Source organism: Mesorhizobium sp. W050 (assembly GCF_054719535.1).
This window is the reverse complement of sequence record NZ_JBTTIH010000001.1, coordinates 4,333,018-4,351,334: the sequence shown is the minus strand read 5'-3', so window position 1 is coordinate 4,351,334 and position 18,317 is coordinate 4,333,018. Positions and strand designations below refer to the sequence as shown.

The window sequence follows — 18,317 nt, the reverse complement described above, 5'->3', positions numbered from 1 at the left end:
AATGGCTGCGGTATGCCGCACAGTCTGGCACGGCAGTTGCAGTGACCAATACAGCAGTCGCAAGGCTGCGGAAAACAACTGCCCCGGGAGGTCGAGCTTTCGATCGGGGCGCCATGGAGGACGTCATGCAGCCAGCATTCGCTGCCGCCGAACCGCGCGGCAAGCTACCCTTTTACCGTCATCTCTACGTGCAGGTCCTGACGGCGATCGCCGCCGGCGTGCTGCTCGGTCATTTCTATCCCGAACTCGGTGCTTCGCTGAAGCCGCTCGGCGATGCCTTCATCAAGCTGGTCAAGATGGTGATCGCGCCGGTCATCTTCCTGACGGTGACCACCGGCATTGCCGGCGTCTCCGACCTGAAAAAGGTTGGCCGCGTCGCCGGCAAGGCGATGATCTATTTCCTGGTCTTTTCGACCCTGGCGCTGGTCGTCGGCATGGTCGTCTCCAACGTCGTCCAACCGGGCGCTGGCATGCACATCAATGCGGCGACGCTCGACCCCTCGAAGGTCGCCACCTTCACCGAGAAGGCGCATGACACGACCATCGTCGGCTTCCTGCTCAACATCATCCCCGACACCATCACCGGCGCCTTCGCGCAAGGCGACATTCTGCAAGTGCTGTTCTTCTCGGTGCTGTTCGGCATCTCTCTCGCTCTGGTCGGCGAGCGCGGCCGCCCGGTCGTCGATTTCCTGCAGGCGCTGACCTCGCCTATCTTCCGCCTGGTCGCCATCCTGATGAAGGCCGCCCCTATCGGCGCCTTCGGCGCCATGGCCTTCACCGTCGGCAAATACGGCATCGGCGCGATTGCCAACCTCGCCTTTCTGATCGGCACCTTCTACCTGACGTCGCTGCTCTTCGTGCTGGTCGTGCTCGGCGCTGTCGCTTGGTACAACGGCTTCTCGATCCTCGCCTTGATCCGCTACATCAAGGAAGAGCTGCTGCTGGTGCTCGGCACCTCGTCCTCGGAAGCCGCTCTTCCCGGCCTGATGGCCAAGATGGAGCGCGCCGGCTGCAACCGCTCGGTGGTCGGGCTGGTCATCCCGACCGGCTACTCCTTCAACCTCGACGGCACCAACATCTACATGACGCTGGCGGCGCTGTTCATCGCCCAGGCGACCGACACGCCGCTCACCTATGGCGACCAGATCCTGCTGCTGCTGGTTGCCATGCTGAGCTCCAAGGGTGCCGCCGGCATCACCGGCGCCGGCTTTATCACGCTGGCCGCCACGCTCTCTGTCGTGCCTACGGTACCCGTTGCCGGCATGGCACTGATCCTCGGCGTCGACCGCTTCATGTCGGAATGCCGAGCGCTGACCAATTTCGTCGGCAATGCAGTGGCGACGATCGTTGTGGCGCGCTGGGAAGGCGAACTCGACCAGACCAAGTTCGCCGCCGCCATGGCCGGCACATTGTCCGAGGAAGCCGACCTGGCGCTGTCGGGCAATCTGCAGCCCGCCTGATTACTGAACGCAGACGTTCGCCACAAGGCCGCAGCCGGTTCGCCCGTTGCGGCCTTTTGTTTTGGCGCGCATGGCGGCTGGTGTTGGCCAAAGCTTCCCGGCTAGGATGTCGGCGGTTTTCAACCGAAAGGCCGGCGAATGAGCAGTGCATACCCCGAGATCTATCTGGTCCGTCACGGCGAGACGGAGTGGAGCGCTTCGGGAAAACACACCGGCCGCACCGACATACCGTTGACGCCAAAGGGCGAGGCGGCGGCTCGCGGCGTGGCGGACCGGCTCAAGGATCTGTCCTTCCAGGCGGTGTGGTCGAGCCCGTCGCAGCGCGCCTTCAGCACCTGCACGCTTGCCGGCTTCGGCGCTGCTGCCGTCAAGAAGGACGACCTGCAGGAATGGGACTATGGCGCCTATGAGGGCGTTAAGACCAAGGAGATTCTTGTGCAGCGCCCCGGCTGGCAATTGTTCCGTGACGGCTGTCCCGACGGCGAGTCGGTAGCGGATGTTGGCGCCAGGGCCGACAGGATCATCGCCGGGCTGCGGGCAATCGAGGGCAATGTGCTGGTGTTTTCAAGCTCGCATTTCCTGCGCGTGCTGGCCGCGCGCTGGCTCGGTCTGCCACCCGAAGGCGGTGCGCACTTCGTACTTGATACCGCGAGCCTCAGCATCCTCGGCTATGAGCACGATCTGAGCGAGCCGGTGATACGCAGGTGGAACCAGAAGTAGGGTTTCGCGGCAAGCCTGCCTCTTAACGCGCGAGCACCGCCAATTCCTCCGATGTCAGATGCCGCGCCTTGCCCTTGGCGAGTTCGCCGAGCTGCAAACCGCCGATCGCCACCCGAACCAGCCTCAGCACCTCGATATCGAATGCCCCGAGCAGGCGGCGGATCTGGCGGTTGCGGCCCTCGTCGAGCACGATTTCCAGCCAGGCAGTGCGGCCGCCGCTGCGCAGCAGTTCGATCGAACTTGCGGTCAGCAGTTCGCCGTCGACGATCGCTCCGTCGCGAAAGCGCGCCAGCATCGCTTCGTCCGGCGCGATACCGATCTGCACATGATAGGTCTTGGCGACATGCGAGGCCGGATCGAGCAGGCGGTTGGCCCAGCGCGTGTCGTTGGTCATCAGCAACAGGCCTTCGCTGGCCTTGTCGAGGCGGCCGACCGGCGACACGAAAGCCAACTCCAGTTCCACCAGGCAGTCATAGACGGTGCCACGATCCTGCGGGTCATCGCGCGTGGTGACCTGTCCGCGCGGCTTATTGATCATCAGGTAGACTTTTGCCTCGCCGACGATCTGCTCGCCGTCGACAGCGATGCGGTCGCGGCCGAGATCGACACGCAGCGACGGATCGCGCACCACCTTGCCGCCAACCCGCACGCGCCCTTCGGCTATCAGCAGCTCGGCCTGCTTGCGCGAACACAGGCCGAGTTTGGAAAGCGCCCGGTTCAGGCTAACGCCTGCCTTGGCGGCCTGGTGTCGGGCGATGTCTGGTGGCCGTGCCATGTCCTGCTTGCCATCCCAATGATCGGCATCGACAAATGCCACGCCCCGCATTGGCTTCGCAACCTGCCTCGGCATCAACATCACGGGTCGCGGGAGCGGGGCTGTTCTCAAATACGATGTGTCAGGGGGTCGGGCTCAACAGCCCGCCATGGAACGCTGCCCCGCGACGGACGTTGTTGCCGACGAGCGATTTGTCGCGAAAGGCACCGCCATGAAGAAAATCTACCAAAAGCCGACGCTCGTGAAGCGAGGCAGGCTCACCAGCCTGACGGCTCAGATCGTCGCTTCTGGGGTCATTCTGGGGGAATGATCCCCCAGATAACGGAAGGGATAAATCGATGAGCGAGCGCGGCGTTGATTTCCTGCAGGGCTGGATCCACGAGCACCTGCCGGGCGAACTGCCTGCCGACAAGGCAACGGCTCGAACCCTAACCACGCGAGCTGCCCTGGATGCTCGGCATTTAGGCCTTGAGGTCAGCGAGATCGAAGAGGATCTCGGTCCGCTGGAACGGGTGATTTTCGAGGCGCTGGATCAGCCCGATATCTGAGCCCCCGATATGAGCCCATTGCAGGCGATATTGGCCCATCGCCATCCTGGCGGGGGCTTTTCCGTGATGGCATCCGTGGGTGCGCAGCCCTAGGCAGCCCGCGCAGCTGACGCTCCCCGTGCCGGCGGCAATTCGAACACAGTGGCGCCGTTCTCTCGGCCGCGTTCGACATAACCGATGACACGGAACCATTTGCCGACGTCGGCCCGCTGCAGCCAGCTGCGCGAGTGGATGGGAAGGTTGCCGGCCAGCGCCTGAATGTGGCGGATGTGGCGCCTGCAGAAGCGGACCGTCGCGGCGCTGAAGAAACCCTCCTGCGCGGCAAACAGCGTGTCGGCGGCGTCGCTGTTCTCGTGCCAGGCGACGATCGCCACCGTCTTGTCGCCCTCGACCAGCGCGTGCGCTCGGCCTTCCTTCAAATTCATCATCAGATTGTCGTAGGCGACCTTGCTGTCCTTGCCGGCGGCCACATACTCGTCCGACATCCGCGTGGACAGATCACGGAAGACACTTTCGAGATCGCCGATCGTAGCTGCGCGTGCTCGCATTTCTCCTCCTGCAGCCCCGGCAGGCAGTTTGCCCTAGGTGGAGGGGATCACCAAGCAAAGCGAATCCGCCATTTGGCCGATGGGCGCAAAGTGATTTCATTGGGCGGCAAATGTTGGACGCCGCCATCTCCTATCGCGGCAAGCCTGTCATTCGCGTTGCGCCGGTTTTCGTATTTGCTTGACATTGGGCTGATGGAGGCGCGGGTTGCGCCGGGCGTTTGGGCCTTGGGGCATATTTCAATGAAAGAAGTATACGAAAAGCCGGTCCTGCACCGGAAGGGCAAACTTGCGGCGCATGTTGCTTCGCCTACGTCAGGTGGCGGCGGAACCATTGACGTTCCGCCATCCACTGACGAGACTTGATATAGACCTCCACTGAGCGCGAGACTTGCTGATCAACAGAAAGCCCGCTGGCTCAGGCTGGCGGGCTTCTTTCGTTTCTGGAACCATTTCAGTGCATGCCGAATTGACTCGCGATCGCGTTCGGGAGGGGAAGCATGCAAGACCAGCATGTCGATGAGCCGGTTCGCGTGGCGCTCGGCAGGTCCGGAAACACCATCTACAAGGTGGAGCGCGTGGCGCAGGCCGCCGACATCCTGATGAACCGCTGGCCCGCGAAGACGGGCCGCTATCACGTCGCCGCCCGCAAGGCCTGCCTCGGCGTTCTCGAAGGCCTGAAAGAGGCGCACTATGCCCGCGCTGCCTCCGTCAATGCGGCGATCGAGGCCGATATCCTCGTTGAACGCGACGCCTAGGCTTGAGCGGCCACCGCTCAAGTCAGTTCAAATCGTGCTGTGGGGCACAGGCCGTGGCTTCCCGGCCTACTCAATGATCGAGAGGCCACGCTGCCTGAAGTGCCGCAACGGTCCCCCCGTAGACATTTAGGTCCATGTCAGGGTCGGTCCCCGGTACTCGGTATGGGCAGGAAGCAGCAGAGCAGTTTATCTCGCTGGAGAATTGCCAGAGCGTGTAGCCGTGCCAAGGCCCTTCGGGGAAGTCGGTTACGTGCCGCTTGAAGCGTGCATACCAGAGCGGGACGCCGCCGAACTCGGTCGAGCCGTGCCAGTGGCGGGAGAGCTCTTTGGCGACGGAATGGTTCACATAGAGCAGCGGAAACCGTCCAGTCTCCGACTTCATCCTGCGAAGCGCGCTCTCGATCTGCACGAAAGTGACCTTGAACGTTCCATCCTGGCAGTCTGAGGACGTGGAAAGGCATTCCACATCAACGGCATGGGTCTCTGTCGTATCGTTTCCGACCACCTGGAGGTAGTTGCTGATCTGCCGGTCAACGTCGCTTTTTGTCAGGAGGTGGTATGAGCCCCATTTGAGACCGAGCGCCTTTGCCTCGCCTTTGCGGGTGGCATATGCGGAATCTCTGCCGAGCCCCTGCGTCGCCTTGTGAATAACCGCGGCGACGCGCCGGTCCGTCTTTACTTTGTCCCAGACGATGCCGTTGCCCTTGAACGGATCGAGCACGATTGCGTTCTGCGAATTTTCCCAAGGCGCTGAAAAAGGATCAGAAGTATCGGAAGGCGCCTCTTGCCGTGCAGCCTCCTCGCCATTGCCGGCCACGCAGGTACCCTTGGCGATGGCCCCGTCCGTCACCTCCACGAACTTACCGTCCGCTCCGGCGTAAAAAATTGTGAGGGCCGGCGTCTCGGTGGTGATTTCGCCCCCTTGCATCAAACCTTTCACATGAACGAGAGCGGCGAGGGCGCCGTCCAGTTCAACGAATGTGGCGTCAGAGGAAGTGCTGCCCTCTGCCTCAAGATCTTCGGGGTTTGATGCGACCATCTGGTAAGAATAGTTCGAATGCTCTGTGTTGATTTCGATAAGCCGGCTGCCATCGACGCCAGCCTGCCCCTCATAGGTACATTCGAGCGATTTCGCGGCACTCGGCGAATTCATGGCGATCGGGAAAAGCACCGACATTCCAAAAATCCACACGCGCACAATGCCTGACATGCCAGTGCCTCCATAAATACCAGAATTTGCCCAGCACAGTGCTACTGCGCCGCACGAAAATAGACAACGATCATTCAAAAGTGAGAAGCCGACAGGAGAAGGTTACTTTGATCTATTGTAAAAATCCAGTGGCTATTTCAGCGTCTTCGAAAATACCTGAATGCCATGGAAGGAATTGAGCGTGTATCGAGACAAAGACTTGAAGTGCGTCGCAGGATCCCGTTTAAATACGACGCGCTTCGGAAGAAGCTGTTCAAAACGGACAAAGCAAGTCAATCGTCTGCTCCACCCGTTCCCGACGGCTGTGCCGCATCGCGCGTTTGGCATGTTCTTGACGGGCCGGCGGATGGATTGAGCGCCATGACATGGTCGATTGACTCTCGCAAACTAAGCGCCTCGCTTGTGGCTGCGTGCCTGGCGGTTGGCTGGAGCGGAGCGGCGCTTGCGCAGGCTCCGCAACCTTGGACGATCCAGGGCAAGCTGACAGGCAAGCCGAAGAATCTCGAGGGATCGGAGAGCAAGAATTCCAAGGATGTGAGCGGCATTGCCTGCGCGACGGAAAGTGGCTTCCCGCGGCTTTGCCTCATTGCCGATGACGAGACGCAAGGGGCACAGATCATCATCCTGCAGGACGGTAAGCTGATCGCCGGGGATTTCGTGCGGCTGATCGACGACAGTTTCGTCGGCAAGCCTCTCGAACTGGACGCCGAGGGCGTGGCCTTCGCCGGCGGAGCCTTCTATGTCATAGGTTCATATGGCCGGCCGCGCCATGAATCCGGCGTCGACGCCGCCGCCGAGGTCGAGGCGAGGGTCATGGCGAGCAGTGAGATTTTCCGCATTCGCTTTGCGCCCGATTCGATCGATATGACGACCGGCAAGCTCATGGCCGAGCCGGAAAAGAGGCGATCGACGGAACTGCCGGCAATCGTGCGCGCCCAGCCCGAGCTCGCGCCCTTCGCCCAAAGCCCGCTTGAGGAAAACGGCCTCACCATAGAGGGCGTGGCGGTGCGCGACGGCGCCCTTTTGGCGGGGCTGCGCGGGCCGGTTCTGGAGGGCAACCGGGCCGTCATCCTGTCGGTGCCGCTCGGCATGCTGTTCGATCACGGGCCGGGCGGCGCGACCCTGCTGAAGCTGGAACTCGGAGTCGACGGCGAGGGACATGCGCGCGGCGTGCGCGATCTTCTCGCCTATCAGGGAAAGCTGCTCGTGCTCGCCGGTCCCGTCAACGACCCGCCCGAAGGCCAGCCCATCAAGCTCGGCGACTACTCAGTGTTCTCCGATGGCGATCAGGCCGATAAGCTTCTCGATCTCGAAGGCTATGGCGCCGAGATCAAGCCGGAAGCGCTGCTGCCGCTCGGCGAGGCCGATGGCAGGCTGCGCGCGCTTCTGCTGTTCGATGGGCCGGCCGGCGGTCAGCCGACGCCGGTCGAGTTCGGACTGAAATAACCGGCGCTAATCGGCGCGGCGTTTCGGATGGCTGCAGGCGGAGTTCAACTCACTGGCGGCGCTGACACCGCGATGTGCAGCGCGGAGGCATTGCTCAGCTATGTGTCCGGAATGGACCCTAGGGTGATGGTGCCCAGAGGCGGATTCGAACCACCGACACGCGGATTTTCAGTCCGCTGCTCTACCAACTGAGCTATCTGGGCCTCGCCGGCAAACGAGACATCGCCTGACCGGATTTCAGGAAAGCGCCGTGGGGCACCCCTTGAAAGCGCGTGGGTTATAGCACGGGAATCCGGCCTGTCCAGCGCCTAAGCGCTGATTTTCCGGGGCAATTGTCGCAGACAATACCGACGCCGGCAAAGCAGCAATTGCGTAAGGTCGGCGAAGTGGAATTGCGCGGCCGGCACCGCCCAAACCCTACTTCGGCTCGTCGCTCTCGTCCTCGTCATCCCGCGCGGTGATGACATAGGCGCCCTTCAGCCAGCGGTTGAGGTCGATGTCCTTGCAGCGCTTCGAGCAGAACGGATAGGTCTCGCGCGCCGACGGCTTGCCGCATTCGGGGCAGGGGCGCTTCGGGCGCAGTGGTGTGACCTTATCGTCCAGGCTCATGGCCGCGCGGTATGCCAGCTGGTGTGGACCTTGAAGCCTTCGCCCGAAAGCAGCGCCACCGTCTCGTAGAGCGGCAGGCCGACAATGTTGGTATAGGAGCCGACCAGCTTGACGACGAACGAACCGGCGAGACCCTGGACGGCATAGCCGCCGGCCTTGCCGCGCCATTCGCCGGAGGCGACATAGGCGTCGATCTCCTCGCGTGGAAGCCGCTTGAAGCGTACCCTGGATTCAACCAGCCTTTGGCGCAGCTTGCCGCCCGGCGTAATCAGGCAGATGCCGGAATAGACCCGGTGCGAACGGCCCGAAAGCAGTCCAAGGCAATTGGCGGCGTCGTCCAGCGTCTCGGCCTTGGGCAGGATGCGGCGTCCGACCGCGACCACCGTATCGGCGGCCAGCACGAAACTTGGCGCATAGTCTTCCTCGCTTTTCAGCGAGGCCAGCGCCTTCTCGGCCTTTTCCTTCGACAGCCGCTTGGCCAGCGAGCGCGGATGTTCGGCGCGCAGCGGCGTTTCGTCGACATCGGCTGGCAGCACTCGGTCCGGCTCGATGCCGGCCTGTTGCAACAGTTCGATCCGGCGCGGCGAACCAGAGGCAAGCACGAGCTTCTGCAGGATGCTCATCGCGGTTCGCGCCGGACTGTTACTTGAAACGGTAGGTGATGCGGCCCTTGGTCAGGTCATAGGGCGTCATCTCGACCAGGACCTTGTCGCCGGTCAGCACACGGATGCGGTTCTTGCGCATGCGGCCGGCCGTATGGGCGATGATCTCGTGTTCGTTTTCGAGCTTCACCCGGAACATCGCGTTGGGCAACAATTCCGTCACGACACCCGGAAACTCGAGGACTTCTTCCTTCGGCATTCGATACCTTTGCTTGGATTGCAGTTCCGGCGCCCTGGAGCGCCCAGGCCGGAATTTCGGCGGAACCTATATGATAATCGTGCGCTTGTGAACACGCTTAGATCGCGTCATAAGCGACGCGCTCCAAGCTTTCGTTTTATGCATGTCGTTGTCTCAAAACCGGGACCGCTTTTGAGCGACATGCATCAATCCGCCGCGTTTTTTACCTCCGGAAGCAGAAAACGTCGGCTGATGCGCGCTTTCAGCCGTTCTCTCACGTCGCGATAGCTGGCCATGATCTGCTCGCGCCTGCCGCCGACATCGGTCGGATCCGGCATCGGCCAGTATTCGACGTCGACGGCAAGCGAGCGGGTGAGCTCGAGCGCGGCGTGGTGGGCTTCGGGCGCCAGGGTGACGATCAGGTCGAAATAATCGTCCTCGAGATCGTCCATCGAGCGCGGCTGGCGCTCGCCCAGCGTCAGGCCCTCTTCGGCCAGCACCGCGTCGACGAACGGATCGCGCTCGCCCCTGTGCACGCCGGCAGAGGCGACGAAAGTGGCCGGCGGCAGCATGCGCCGCGCCAGCTGCTCGGCCATCGGTGAGCGCACGGCGTTCATGCCGCACAAAAACAGGATCGAGCGGGGCGCCGCAGTCAGGTCTAACCCCGCCAGTGCAGCACGCAGACCAGCGTGAACAGCCGCCGCGCCGTGTCGAAGTCGATGTCGATCTTGCCGGCCAGCCGGTCCATCAACGTCTGCGAGCCTTCATTGTGCAGGCCGCGCCGGCCCATGTCGATCGCCTCGATATGGCTTGGCGTCGAGGAGCGGATGGCGTCGTAATAGCTTTCGCAGATCAGGTAGTAGTCCTTGACGATGCGCCTGAGCGGCGTCAGCGACAGGATATGGGTGACGACATCAGCACCATCCTCGCGGGCGACCGCAAACACCAGCCGGGATTCGGCCAGCGAGAGCTTCAGCCGATAAGGCCCGGCGCCGTCATCATTGACCGGCTGAAAGCTGTTTTCTTCGATCAGGTCGAAGATCGCCACCGCGCGCTCATGTTCGACATCGGGCGTCGAACGGCCGATCGACTCGTCGAGCTCGACATCGATCAGCCTTGCGCGGGTTTGATCGCCGTCCGCCATCGCCGCCTACATGTTCAGCCGGATGGCGACGGAGCGGCCATGCGCGTCGAGGCCTTCCGCCTTGGCCAGCGCAATCGCCGCCGGCGCAAGTGCTCTCAGCTGCTCCGGCCCGAGCTTCAGGATCGAGGTGCGCTTGACGAAATCGAGCACCGACAGGCCCGAAGAGAAGCGCGCCGAACGCGCCGTCGGCAGCACGTGGTTGGAGCCGCCGACATAGTCGCCGATGGCTTCGGGCGTATGGCGTCCCAGAAACACAGCACCCGCATTGCGCATCCTGGCCAGGAAGCCCTCGGCATCGTCGATGGCGAGTTCCACATGTTCGGCGGCGATGCGGTCGACCAGCGGCAGCGCGGCTTCGATGGTCTCCACCAGGATCACCGCGCCGAAATCGCGCCAGCTGGCAGCCGCCGTCTCGGCGCGCGGCAGGCTCAGCAATTGGCGCTCGACCGCCTGTTCGACTGCTTTTCCGAACGCAGGATCGTTGGTGATCAGGATCGATTGCGCCGACACGTCGTGCTCGGCCTGCGCCAGAAGATCGGCGGCGATCCAGTCGGGATCGTTGCTGCCGTCGGCCACCACCAGCACTTCAGACGGTCCGGCAATCATGTCGATGCCGACCGTGCCGAACACCTGGCGCTTGGCGGCGGCGACATAGGCATTGCCCGGTCCGACGATCTTGGCGACCGGCCGGATCGTCTGCGTGCCATAGGCAAGGGCGGCAATCGCCTGCGCGCCGCCGACGCGGTAAATCTCCGAAACGCCTGATATATCGGCTGCCACCAGCACCAGCGGATTGATGATGCCGCCCGGCGCCGGCACGACAATGACGATGCGCTCGACGCCCGCCACCCTGGCCGGCACGGCGTTCATCAGCACCGAGCTTGGATAGCTTGCCGTGCCGCCCGGCACATAGAGCCCGACCGCCTCGATCGCCGTCCAGCGCGAACCCAACTCGACCCCGGCGGCATCGGTATAGCGATCATCCTTGGGCATTTGTCGCTCGTGATGGGATCGGATGCGGTCGCGCGCGAACTTGAGCGCATCGACCGTCTGCGGATCGGCGTCTTTGTAGGCCTGCGCGATGTCGTCCTTCGACACGGCAATGCCGAGGCTATTGAGGTCGGCCTTGTCGAATTTCAGCGTGTAGTCGACCAGGGCAGCGTCGCCCTCGGCACGAACCCGCGCAATGATGGCGCGCACGGCAGTGTCGACGTCCTCCGATACCTCCCGCTTGGTGGTCAGGAAGGCGGCGAAACGCTGCTCGAAACCGGCATCGGACTGGATAAGCGTAATGGCCATCGGCTGCGTCTAGATCGTGATGAGACTTGGTTGAAATCTCATCACGATCTAACCCTTTGTTGGAGCAAGATCTCTGGACAAACGATTCCCGTTTTGTCCAACAAAAACCGGCACCCACTTTTTGGGATCATGCTCTAGACCCTGTGCACCGGACGCGAGGTGGCTTCCCAGGCGCCGCCTATGTCGGCAAGCCGCGCCTCGATGCATTCGACGTCGAGCATGATCGCGCCGCCGCCGGAAAAGACCAATTCGACGATGCCGGCCGGCTTGCTGATTTCGATAAAGCTGATTGCCAGAAGCGACAGCACCTCGGCCGGCCGATCGCGGGCAATGCCGCTGGTCTTGGCGCCGAGCACGCGGTCGAAATGCAACACCGCCTGGCGCCGCTCATTGTGCTGGCTGAACAGCCCGGACTTCGCCTCCCAGACGAAGCGGTTCATGGTCAATATGAAACGCTTGGCCGAAGGCAGGTATTCGAGATCCGAGACCTTCATCACGGCGTCCTGGACGTGAGCCGAGACGATGCTCAGATCCTGATCGTCGAGCGCAATGAGTTTGAGGGCTGCCATGCCGAATGCACACCTGAAAGTTGGTTTCAGCCTTCTGTTAGGCGGTCTTTCCGGTCCGTGCAACCGCGACACAAACTCAACCCGAGGCTAGGGCCTCGGGTTTGAAGTGTTGGTAGCGAATGAAGGCAGCACCAGACGCCTGTCTGTCTGAAGCAACTGCCGTGCGGTCAAGCCGAAATCCGCTCGATCACCGCGCCGCAATTGGAGAGCTTTTCTTCCAGCCGCTCAAAACCGCGGTCGAGGTGGTAGACGCGGTTGACCGTCGTTTCGCCTTCGGCCGCCAGACCGCCGATGACCAGCGACACCGAGGCGCGCAGATCGGTCGCCATCACGGGTGCGCCCTTCAGCTTGGCGACGCCGTCGACGATCGCCGTTTGGCCGGACAGCGTGATGTGGGCGCCGAGCCGGGCCAGTTCCTGCACATGCATGAAGCGGTTTTCGAAGATGGTCTCGGTGATGCGCGACTTGCCCTTGGCCATGGTCATCAGGCCCATGAACTGCGCCTGCAGATCGGTCGGGAAGGCCGGGAACGGCGCCGTCGTTACGTCGACCGGCGAAATGCCGGCGCCGTTGCGCCGGACGCGAATGCCGGAATTGGTCGGCGTGATCTCGGTACCGGTCTGGGCAATCACATCCAACGCGGTCTGCAGCAGCTCGGGGCGGGCGCCTTCGAGCACGACATCACCGCCGGTCATGGCCACCGCCATGGCATAGGTGCCGGTCTCGATGCGGTCGGGGATGACGCGCACGCGCGCGCCCGACAGCGACTCGACGCCATCGATGGTGATAACAGGCGTGCCGGCGCCGGAAATTTTTGCGCCCATGGCGTTGAGGCATTCGGCGAGGTTGACGATTTCGGGCTCGCAGGCGGCGTTTTCCAGCACCGTCTCGCCCTTGGCGAGCGCCGCCGCCATCATCAGCACATGGGTGGCGCCGACGGAGACTTTCGGGAATACATAGCGATTGCCGACGAGGCGGCCGTTCCTGGTCTTGGCCAGCACATAACCAGTGTCGACATCGATGTCGGCGCCCAGCGCCTGCAAGCCCTCGAGGAACAGGTCGACCGGGCGCGTGCCGATGGCGCAACCGCCGGGAAGCGACACTTTTGCCTCGCCCATGCGGGCCAGCAGCGGGCCGATCACCCAGAACGACGCCCGCATCTTCGACACCAGCTCGTAAGGCGCGGTGGTGTCGACGATGTTGCGGGCCGAGAAATTGATGGTGCGCGAATAGCCCTCATTCTGCTTTTCGCGGCGGCCGTTGACCGAATAGTCGACGCCGTGATTGCCGAGGATGCGGATCAGCTGCTCGACATCGGCCAGATGCGGCACGTTTTCCAGCGTCAGCGTGTCGTCGGTGAGCAGCGAGGCGATCATCAGCGGCAAAGCGGCGTTTTTCGCTCCCGAAATCGGAATGCGTCCGGCGAGCTTGTTGCCGCCGACAATTCTGATGCGATCCATGAGAGAATGTCCCCTCGGCCCGAAAGGCCGGTTTTCGTCAGTTTGAGTATCGGCCCGTCTAGACCATTGGCCGGCTTGGTTCAAGAAATAGGATTTCTGAGCCCCTTTGGCCAAGGTGACCGGCCAGTGTGGCTGATATCGGTCAGTCCTTGTGCATTTTTTCAGCAGCCGCCAGGCCTTCCGGGCGCTGGTCAGCGTCACCGGTGCGCCGCGAGCGCGCTTGCGTCTTGCGCTTCATGAGATTGGCGCGCAGCTGCTCGGCCAGACGGTCCTTGCGGTCAGTCCCGTCCTTTTTTGCCGGATCAGCCTTTTTCGGTGGAATTGTCTTCTCGTCCATCGTTCCGTCCCGCCCGCAACTGGCAGGGCCTGCCGTTCAAGGGATAGCTAGCATTGTGGCGCCGCCATGTCAGCGAAACTTGTCTGGCAAAGCCTTTCACAGACGCCTTGCGCTTGCCGGTTCTATATGGCAGAAGCCCCGCCATCAGCGGCTGCGGTAGCTCAGTGGTAGAGCACTCCCTTGGTAAGGGAGAGGTCGAGAGTTCAATCCTCTCTCGCAGCACCAGTTCATTCCTTTGATTTTAAAAGATGCAGTCGCGAAGTCGGGGTCTCGTTGCGGACCAAAAAAGCCGGCTGACGTAAAAGTGCCAATCCCGCGCATCCAACCGTGGCCCCCTCGCCCGGAAACATTGAGAGAAAGAGGCTCTACGGGCCGGACGACTGCTCAACAAGTCCGGACCTGTCAACTCACGAACAGGCCGGACTGGCCGTATCCGGCATGCTGAACACTACCGCTCGCACGCTGAAAGCCAGCCGCCTCGTACGCATATCCACGACAAGAACACAGCTCGCCCAAGGACTTGCCATCGGTCGGCCATCATGATGCCATCTCGGCTGCGGAAGATATCGCCGGGTTTGGGATAGACGATGCTCTTTGGGCGAACAGCAGGTGCGATGGGGCGCGCGTGTGCGGCGATAGCCGCGGCACTGCTGCTGTGCCTGTGCACGCTTCTCCCTGCGTGGGCTGAAGAGCCGAAGGCGCTGAAAGGCGTGGCGCTGGTCATCGGTCAGTCCGGCTACCAGCATGTCGGCAAATTGCCCAATCCGGAAAACGACGCCCGCGCCATCGAGGAGATGCTCGACAAGCTCGGCTTCGAGACCGATGTCGCCACCAACCGCGACGCGCGCAAATTGCGGCGCGATCTCGAAGGCTTCGTCGACGACGCCGAGGGAGCAGACGTCGCCATCATCTACTATTCGGGTCATGGCATCGAAGCCGGCGGCGAGAATTATCTGTTGCCTGTCGATGCCGACATTTCGGCGCTCGACGACGCCGGCGAGAAGCTGGTGCCGCTGTCGGCCATCGTCGCCGAACTGAAGGCCAAGGTGCCGGTCACCATCGTGTTGCTCGACGCCTGCCGCAACGATCCGTTCCCGCCGGGCACGCTCTTGAAGCTGGCGCCGGATGATGAAGGCAAGCCGATCGGCGCGGGCGGCCTCGGCGAAACGCGCGGCGTCGTTGCGTTCAAGTCGGGAGACCAGGCCAAGGGCTCTGCCGACGACAGCCTCGGCCAGGTCATCGCCTTTGCCGCCGAACCCGGTAAAGTTGCGCTCGACGGTCCGGCCGACGGCAACAGCCCATATGCGGCGGCGATCCTGCGCCACATCGACACGATGGGCGGCGAGGAATTCGGCACCGTTTTGCGCATGATCGGCGAGGAGGTCTATCTCAAGACCAACGGCCAGCAGCGGCCCTGGGTCAATGAGAGCCTGCGCAGGCTGCTCTATTTCGGCACCCCCGCCGAGGCGCCGAAAGGCGATGAGGGCGAAATCCTCAGCGAGCGGCGCCAGCTGCTGCTGACCATCTCGACGCTGCCTGACCCGGAGCGTCGCCAGATCGAAACCATATCGCGTGACGGCAAGGTGCCGATGGATGGGCTCTACGCCATGCTGAAGGCGCTAGGCGTCGACATACCCAAGGATCCGGCTGAGCTCGACAAGCTGCTGCGTGGCCAGACCGAACGGCTGAAACAGGTGCTGGCTGAACGCGAGACTTTGAAAAACCCGGACCCCGAAATTGCCAGGCTATCGAAACTCGCCGAACAGGCGGTTCAGGAAGGCGCGCTCGAAGCGGCGCAGAAATTCAACGAGCAGGCCAAGGCCCGCATCGGCGAACTGTCGTCAACGGTCGACCAGGCCGAGGCCGAGGTGAAGGCAAAGCGGCTGGAATTCGCAAAGGTCTTCGCCAGCAGTGCCAGGACTTATGAAATCTCCTTCAACTTCAAGGAGGCGGCGCAGGATTACGCCAAGGCCTATGAACAGGCCTCCAAATGGAGCGATGAGGACGCGTTCTACTACAAGGCGGCAGAGGCCAACGCTCTGTCAGAACAAGGGGATTTCTCCGGCGACAATGCGTATCTCGCCCAGGCCCTGACAGCCTATGAACAGGCATTGACCTATGTCACCCGCGAAAAGTTGCCGCTGCTTTGGGCGGCCACCCAGAACAATATGGGCGCCACGCTTGCTACGTTGGGCGAACGGGAAGCCGGCCGCGAAAACCTCGACAAGGCAGCTGCCGCCTATGAGCAGGCGCTGACCGTCTATACGCATGACGCCTACCCTGACGACTGGGCATCGACTTATGGCAATCTGGGCACGGTCTACTGGCGGCTCGGCCAGCGCGAGAACGGCACCGCGCTGCTGGAGCGGGCGGTTGCGGCCTTTCGCTCGGCGCTCGAGGTGCAGTCGTCGAAGAAACTGCCGTTGGAATGGGCCGCGACGCAGAACAATCTCGGCATCGTGCTGTCCGAGATCGGCGAACGCCAGACCACATCGGACAGTTTTCGCGCCGCAATCGAAGCGCATCGTGCGGCATTGACGGAATACAACAGAGAGCGCGTGCCGCTCGACTGGGCGCTGAGCCAGGTCAATCTGGGTGCTGCGCTCTACCGCCTCGGTGAGCGCGAAAAGGATATCGCGACCATGCAGCAGGCGGTTGCTGCCTATCAGGCGGCGACCGGCGAAATGACCAGGGAACGCGCGCCGGCGCAATGGGCGACAATCCAGAATAATCTGAGCACGGCGCTGGAATCGATCGGAACCATTAACGGCGATGTCGCCACGCTTGAGCAGGCGCGCGACGCCGCCCTGGCATCGCTTACGGTTTGGACGCGCGAGCACGCCGCGGCGAGCTGGGCCAACGGCCAGCTGACGCTCGGCAACGCCTTGCAGCGCCTCGGCGCCAAGCAGAAGAACAAGGAACTGCTGATGCAGGCAGCCACCGCGTACCAGGCCGCTCTGTCCGAATATCCGCGTGAGAAACTGCCGCTTGACTGGGCTTCGCTGCAGCAGAATCTGGGATCGGTCAACGACACGCTCGGCGATCTCGATACGGGAACCGATTACTACATTCAGGCGGTGACCGCGTATCATCAGGCATGGGAGGTCTATACCGCAACCGCCGCGCCGCGCGAGTTCGCTTCGATCGGCTACAGCCTTGCAGGCACGCTGTCGAACTGGGGCGAACGCGCGGGGGACATCTCGATCCTGCGGCAGGCGATCGATGTCTACGGTCAGGTGCTCAGGGTTCGCACCCGCGACAAGGACCCAGCCAATTGGGCCAAGACGGAATTCCGCCTCGGCTGCGCATTGATGATGTCAGGCAAGCTGGCCTCTGACGATCTACTGCTGCAGCAATCGGTCGACGCGCTGCGGGCGGCGCTCGACGGGCAGACGAAAGGCGGTGATGTCACGGAGATCGGCCAGACGCGCCGCGTGCTCGGCCAGACCCTGTCGATCCTGGGCGACAATACATCCAACCTGGACTTGCTGGCGCAAGCAGCCGACATGCTGGAAGCCGCGCTCCCCGCCTACTCCAAGGACGCCGACCCGGAGGAGTGGGCCAATATCAACTACGAGCTCGGCTTTGCCCGCTACAGCCAGGGCCGGATTGGTGGCGACGCCACGTTCTACGCCAAGGCCGTGGAGAGCTTCGAGACGGCAGCGCGGATCTACGACGGTTTTCCCGACCGCATGCAATGGGCGCGCACCAAGGGCGATATCGGCAATGCCTTGCTGATGGCCGCGGACGGCAAGGACGTCGAGTTGCTCACCCGCGCGATTGCCGCCTATGACGCAGCGCTCAGCGTGGTAACGCGCGAGAATGCGCTGGCTGTCTGGGAGAACAATCAGAACAATCTCGCCGGCGGGCTGTCGAGTCTTGGTTACTGGGCGAACGATGTCGGCAAGCTGAAACGAGCCGCTCAGATCTACCGCGACCTCGCCACGGTGCGAACGATCGCCCGCGATCCCGATCTCTGGATCACCAACCAGACCAGTCTCGCGCAGACGCTGGGCATGATCGCGGCCCGCGAGCCTTCGGCTGAATTGTACGAGGAGGCGATTGTCGTCAACCGGGCGCTTGCCGAGCAGCTCGGTCGCGACCGCGATCCCGAACGTTGGGCCAATGCGCGCAACGAGATGGGCTATGCCTTGACCATGGCCGGCCGCGCCGAAAACAATGTCGCGCATTTCGAGGAGGCGGTGTTGGTCCTGCGCGAGGCGATCGTGGTGCAAAAGAAGATCAATTCGGTGCCGGCTGTCGCCTTCACGCAGGACAGCCTGTGCGACGTGCTGGTCGATCTGGGCGCCGCCTACAAGGACAAGGCGATGGCACAGGAAGCGATCGCCGCATGCCAGGACGCGCTCGTCATCTTCCGTGACAAGAAGATGGACGATCTCGCCGCCGGTTCCGAAAAGAACCTCGCCGAGGCACAGGCGTTGCTGGCCGAGTTGCATTAATCCGAGCCCGCGCTCCCGGATGCGGGCGAATGGTGGGCACGCCAGCGTTCACGCTGTTGTGCAAGCATGTCACCGGCTCGCCATGGCGTGACAGAGATGCGATGTGGCAGTATCGGCTTGTGCGCCGGTCGCCCCCC

19 protein-coding genes and 2 tRNA genes are annotated in these 18,317 nt (G+C 62.7%); 8 read left to right on the top strand and 13 right to left on the bottom strand.

Annotated elements, in window-relative coordinates:
* Positions 1-125: 125 nt before the first annotated feature.
* Positions 126-1,460, top strand: coding sequence for a dicarboxylate/amino acid:cation symporter (locus ACYG9Y_RS21055; RefSeq protein ID WP_023738229.1), 1,335 nt, complete (start codon positions 126-128; stop codon positions 1,458-1,460).
* 138 nt (positions 1,461-1,598) lie between these two features.
* The gene (locus ACYG9Y_RS21050) at positions 1,599-2,180 is read left to right on the top strand and encodes a histidine phosphatase family protein (protein ID WP_023703410.1); all 582 of its coding nucleotides are present in this window, start codon (positions 1,599-1,601) and stop codon (positions 2,178-2,180) included.
* A gap of 22 nt (positions 2,181-2,202) precedes the next feature.
* Here the strand turns inward: ACYG9Y_RS21050 and ACYG9Y_RS21045 are convergent, their stop codons facing one another.
* Positions 2,203-2,955 (bottom strand): pseudouridine synthase, encoded by a 753-nt coding sequence (locus ACYG9Y_RS21045; protein WP_023738230.1) that lies wholly within the window; start codon positions 2,953-2,955, stop codon positions 2,203-2,205.
* Between the two features lie 148 nt (positions 2,956-3,103).
* Here ACYG9Y_RS21045 and ACYG9Y_RS21040 point away from each other — a divergent pair, with 148 nt between their 5' ends.
* Both ACYG9Y_RS21040 and ACYG9Y_RS21035 read left to right on the top strand, forming a co-directional pair.
* Positions 3,104-3,265: a hypothetical protein gene (locus tag ACYG9Y_RS21040; RefSeq protein ID WP_023669672.1), complete on the top strand. Its 162-nt coding sequence runs from the start codon at positions 3,104-3,106 to the stop codon at positions 3,263-3,265.
* 28 nt (positions 3,266-3,293) lie between these two features.
* Positions 3,294-3,503, top strand: a complete 210-nt coding sequence (locus ACYG9Y_RS21035; RefSeq protein WP_023669673.1) for a DUF768 domain-containing protein — start codon at positions 3,294-3,296, stop codon at positions 3,501-3,503.
* 89 nt (positions 3,504-3,592) lie between these two features.
* On the opposite strand, the gene ACYG9Y_RS21030 is transcribed toward ACYG9Y_RS21035, so the two are convergent.
* Entirely contained in the window at positions 3,593-4,051 is a 459-nt protein-coding gene (locus ACYG9Y_RS21030) for a hypothetical protein (RefSeq protein WP_023669674.1), read from the bottom strand.
* 497 nt (positions 4,052-4,548) lie between these two features.
* On the opposite strand from ACYG9Y_RS21030, the gene ACYG9Y_RS21025 reads away from it, so the two are divergent.
* On the top strand, positions 4,549-4,806 hold the full coding sequence (locus tag ACYG9Y_RS21025; RefSeq protein WP_023738231.1) for a DUF982 domain-containing protein: 258 nt from the start codon (positions 4,549-4,551) through the stop codon (positions 4,804-4,806).
* Between the two features lie 70 nt (positions 4,807-4,876).
* Here ACYG9Y_RS21025 and ACYG9Y_RS21020 read toward each other — a convergent pair whose 3' ends face one another.
* Positions 4,877-6,016 carry a glycoside hydrolase family 25 protein gene (locus ACYG9Y_RS21020; protein WP_023687388.1) on the bottom strand — a complete coding sequence of 380 codons (1,140 nt, stop codon included), beginning with the start codon at positions 6,014-6,016 and terminating at the stop codon, positions 4,877-4,879.
* Positions 6,017-6,376: 360 nt separating this feature from the next.
* Here ACYG9Y_RS21020 and ACYG9Y_RS21015 point away from each other — a divergent pair, with 360 nt between their 5' ends.
* Positions 6,377-7,462 carry a DUF3616 domain-containing protein gene (locus ACYG9Y_RS21015; RefSeq protein ID WP_198018620.1) on the top strand — a complete coding sequence of 362 codons (1,086 nt, stop codon included), beginning with the start codon at positions 6,377-6,379 and terminating at the stop codon, positions 7,460-7,462.
* A gap of 127 nt (positions 7,463-7,589) precedes the next feature.
* Here ACYG9Y_RS21015 and ACYG9Y_RS21010 read toward each other — a convergent pair.
* The 10 genes from ACYG9Y_RS21010 to ACYG9Y_RS20965 form a co-directional block, all read right to left on the bottom strand.
* Positions 7,590-7,665, bottom strand: a tRNA-Phe gene (locus tag ACYG9Y_RS21010).
* 214 nt (positions 7,666-7,879) lie between these two features.
* Positions 7,880-8,071, bottom strand: coding sequence for a DNA gyrase inhibitor YacG (yacG, locus tag ACYG9Y_RS21005; protein WP_023669280.1), 192 nt, complete (start codon positions 8,069-8,071; stop codon positions 7,880-7,882).
* Entirely contained in the window at positions 8,068-8,694 is a 627-nt protein-coding gene (locus ACYG9Y_RS21000) for a Maf-like protein (protein WP_023681911.1), read from the bottom strand. Before ACYG9Y_RS21000 ends, yacG begins: the two co-directional genes overlap by 4 nt.
* Before the next feature lie 19 nt (positions 8,695-8,713).
* Positions 8,714-8,932 (bottom strand): translation initiation factor IF-1, encoded by a 219-nt coding sequence (gene infA, locus ACYG9Y_RS20995; protein WP_006200926.1) that lies wholly within the window; start codon positions 8,930-8,932, stop codon positions 8,714-8,716.
* A 185-nt stretch (positions 8,933-9,117) separates the two neighbouring features.
* A complete protein-coding gene (locus ACYG9Y_RS20990) occupies positions 9,118-9,582 on the bottom strand; it encodes an arsenate-mycothiol transferase ArsC (protein WP_081731224.1) in 465 nt (154 codons plus the stop codon).
* Entirely contained in the window at positions 9,570-10,055 is a 486-nt protein-coding gene (locus ACYG9Y_RS20985) for a UPF0262 family protein (RefSeq protein ID WP_023669283.1), read from the bottom strand. Before ACYG9Y_RS20985 ends, ACYG9Y_RS20990 begins: the two co-directional genes overlap by 13 nt.
* Before the next feature lie 6 nt (positions 10,056-10,061).
* Positions 10,062-11,354 carry a histidinol dehydrogenase gene (gene hisD / locus ACYG9Y_RS20980; protein WP_023738233.1) on the bottom strand — a complete coding sequence of 431 codons (1,293 nt, stop codon included), beginning with the start codon at positions 11,352-11,354 and terminating at the stop codon, positions 10,062-10,064.
* Positions 11,355-11,488: 134 nt separating this feature from the next.
* Positions 11,489-11,923 (bottom strand): DUF2948 family protein, encoded by a 435-nt coding sequence (locus ACYG9Y_RS20975; RefSeq protein ID WP_023692404.1) that lies wholly within the window; start codon positions 11,921-11,923, stop codon positions 11,489-11,491.
* 167 nt (positions 11,924-12,090) lie between these two features.
* Positions 12,091-13,383 (bottom strand): UDP-N-acetylglucosamine 1-carboxyvinyltransferase, encoded by a 1,293-nt coding sequence (murA, locus tag ACYG9Y_RS20970; RefSeq protein WP_023738234.1) that lies wholly within the window; start codon positions 13,381-13,383, stop codon positions 12,091-12,093.
* Between the two features lie 142 nt (positions 13,384-13,525).
* Entirely contained in the window at positions 13,526-13,720 is a 195-nt protein-coding gene (locus tag ACYG9Y_RS20965; RefSeq protein ID WP_023738235.1) for a hypothetical protein, read from the bottom strand.
* Positions 13,721-13,870: 150 nt separating this feature from the next.
* Here ACYG9Y_RS20965 and ACYG9Y_RS20960 point away from each other — a divergent pair.
* A tRNA-Thr gene (locus ACYG9Y_RS20960) sits at positions 13,871-13,945 on the top strand.
* A 389-nt stretch (positions 13,946-14,334) separates the two neighbouring features.
* Positions 14,335-18,180, top strand: a complete 3,846-nt coding sequence (locus ACYG9Y_RS20955; protein WP_023738236.1) for a caspase family protein — start codon at positions 14,335-14,337, stop codon at positions 18,178-18,180.
* Positions 18,181-18,317: the final 137 nt, after the last annotated feature.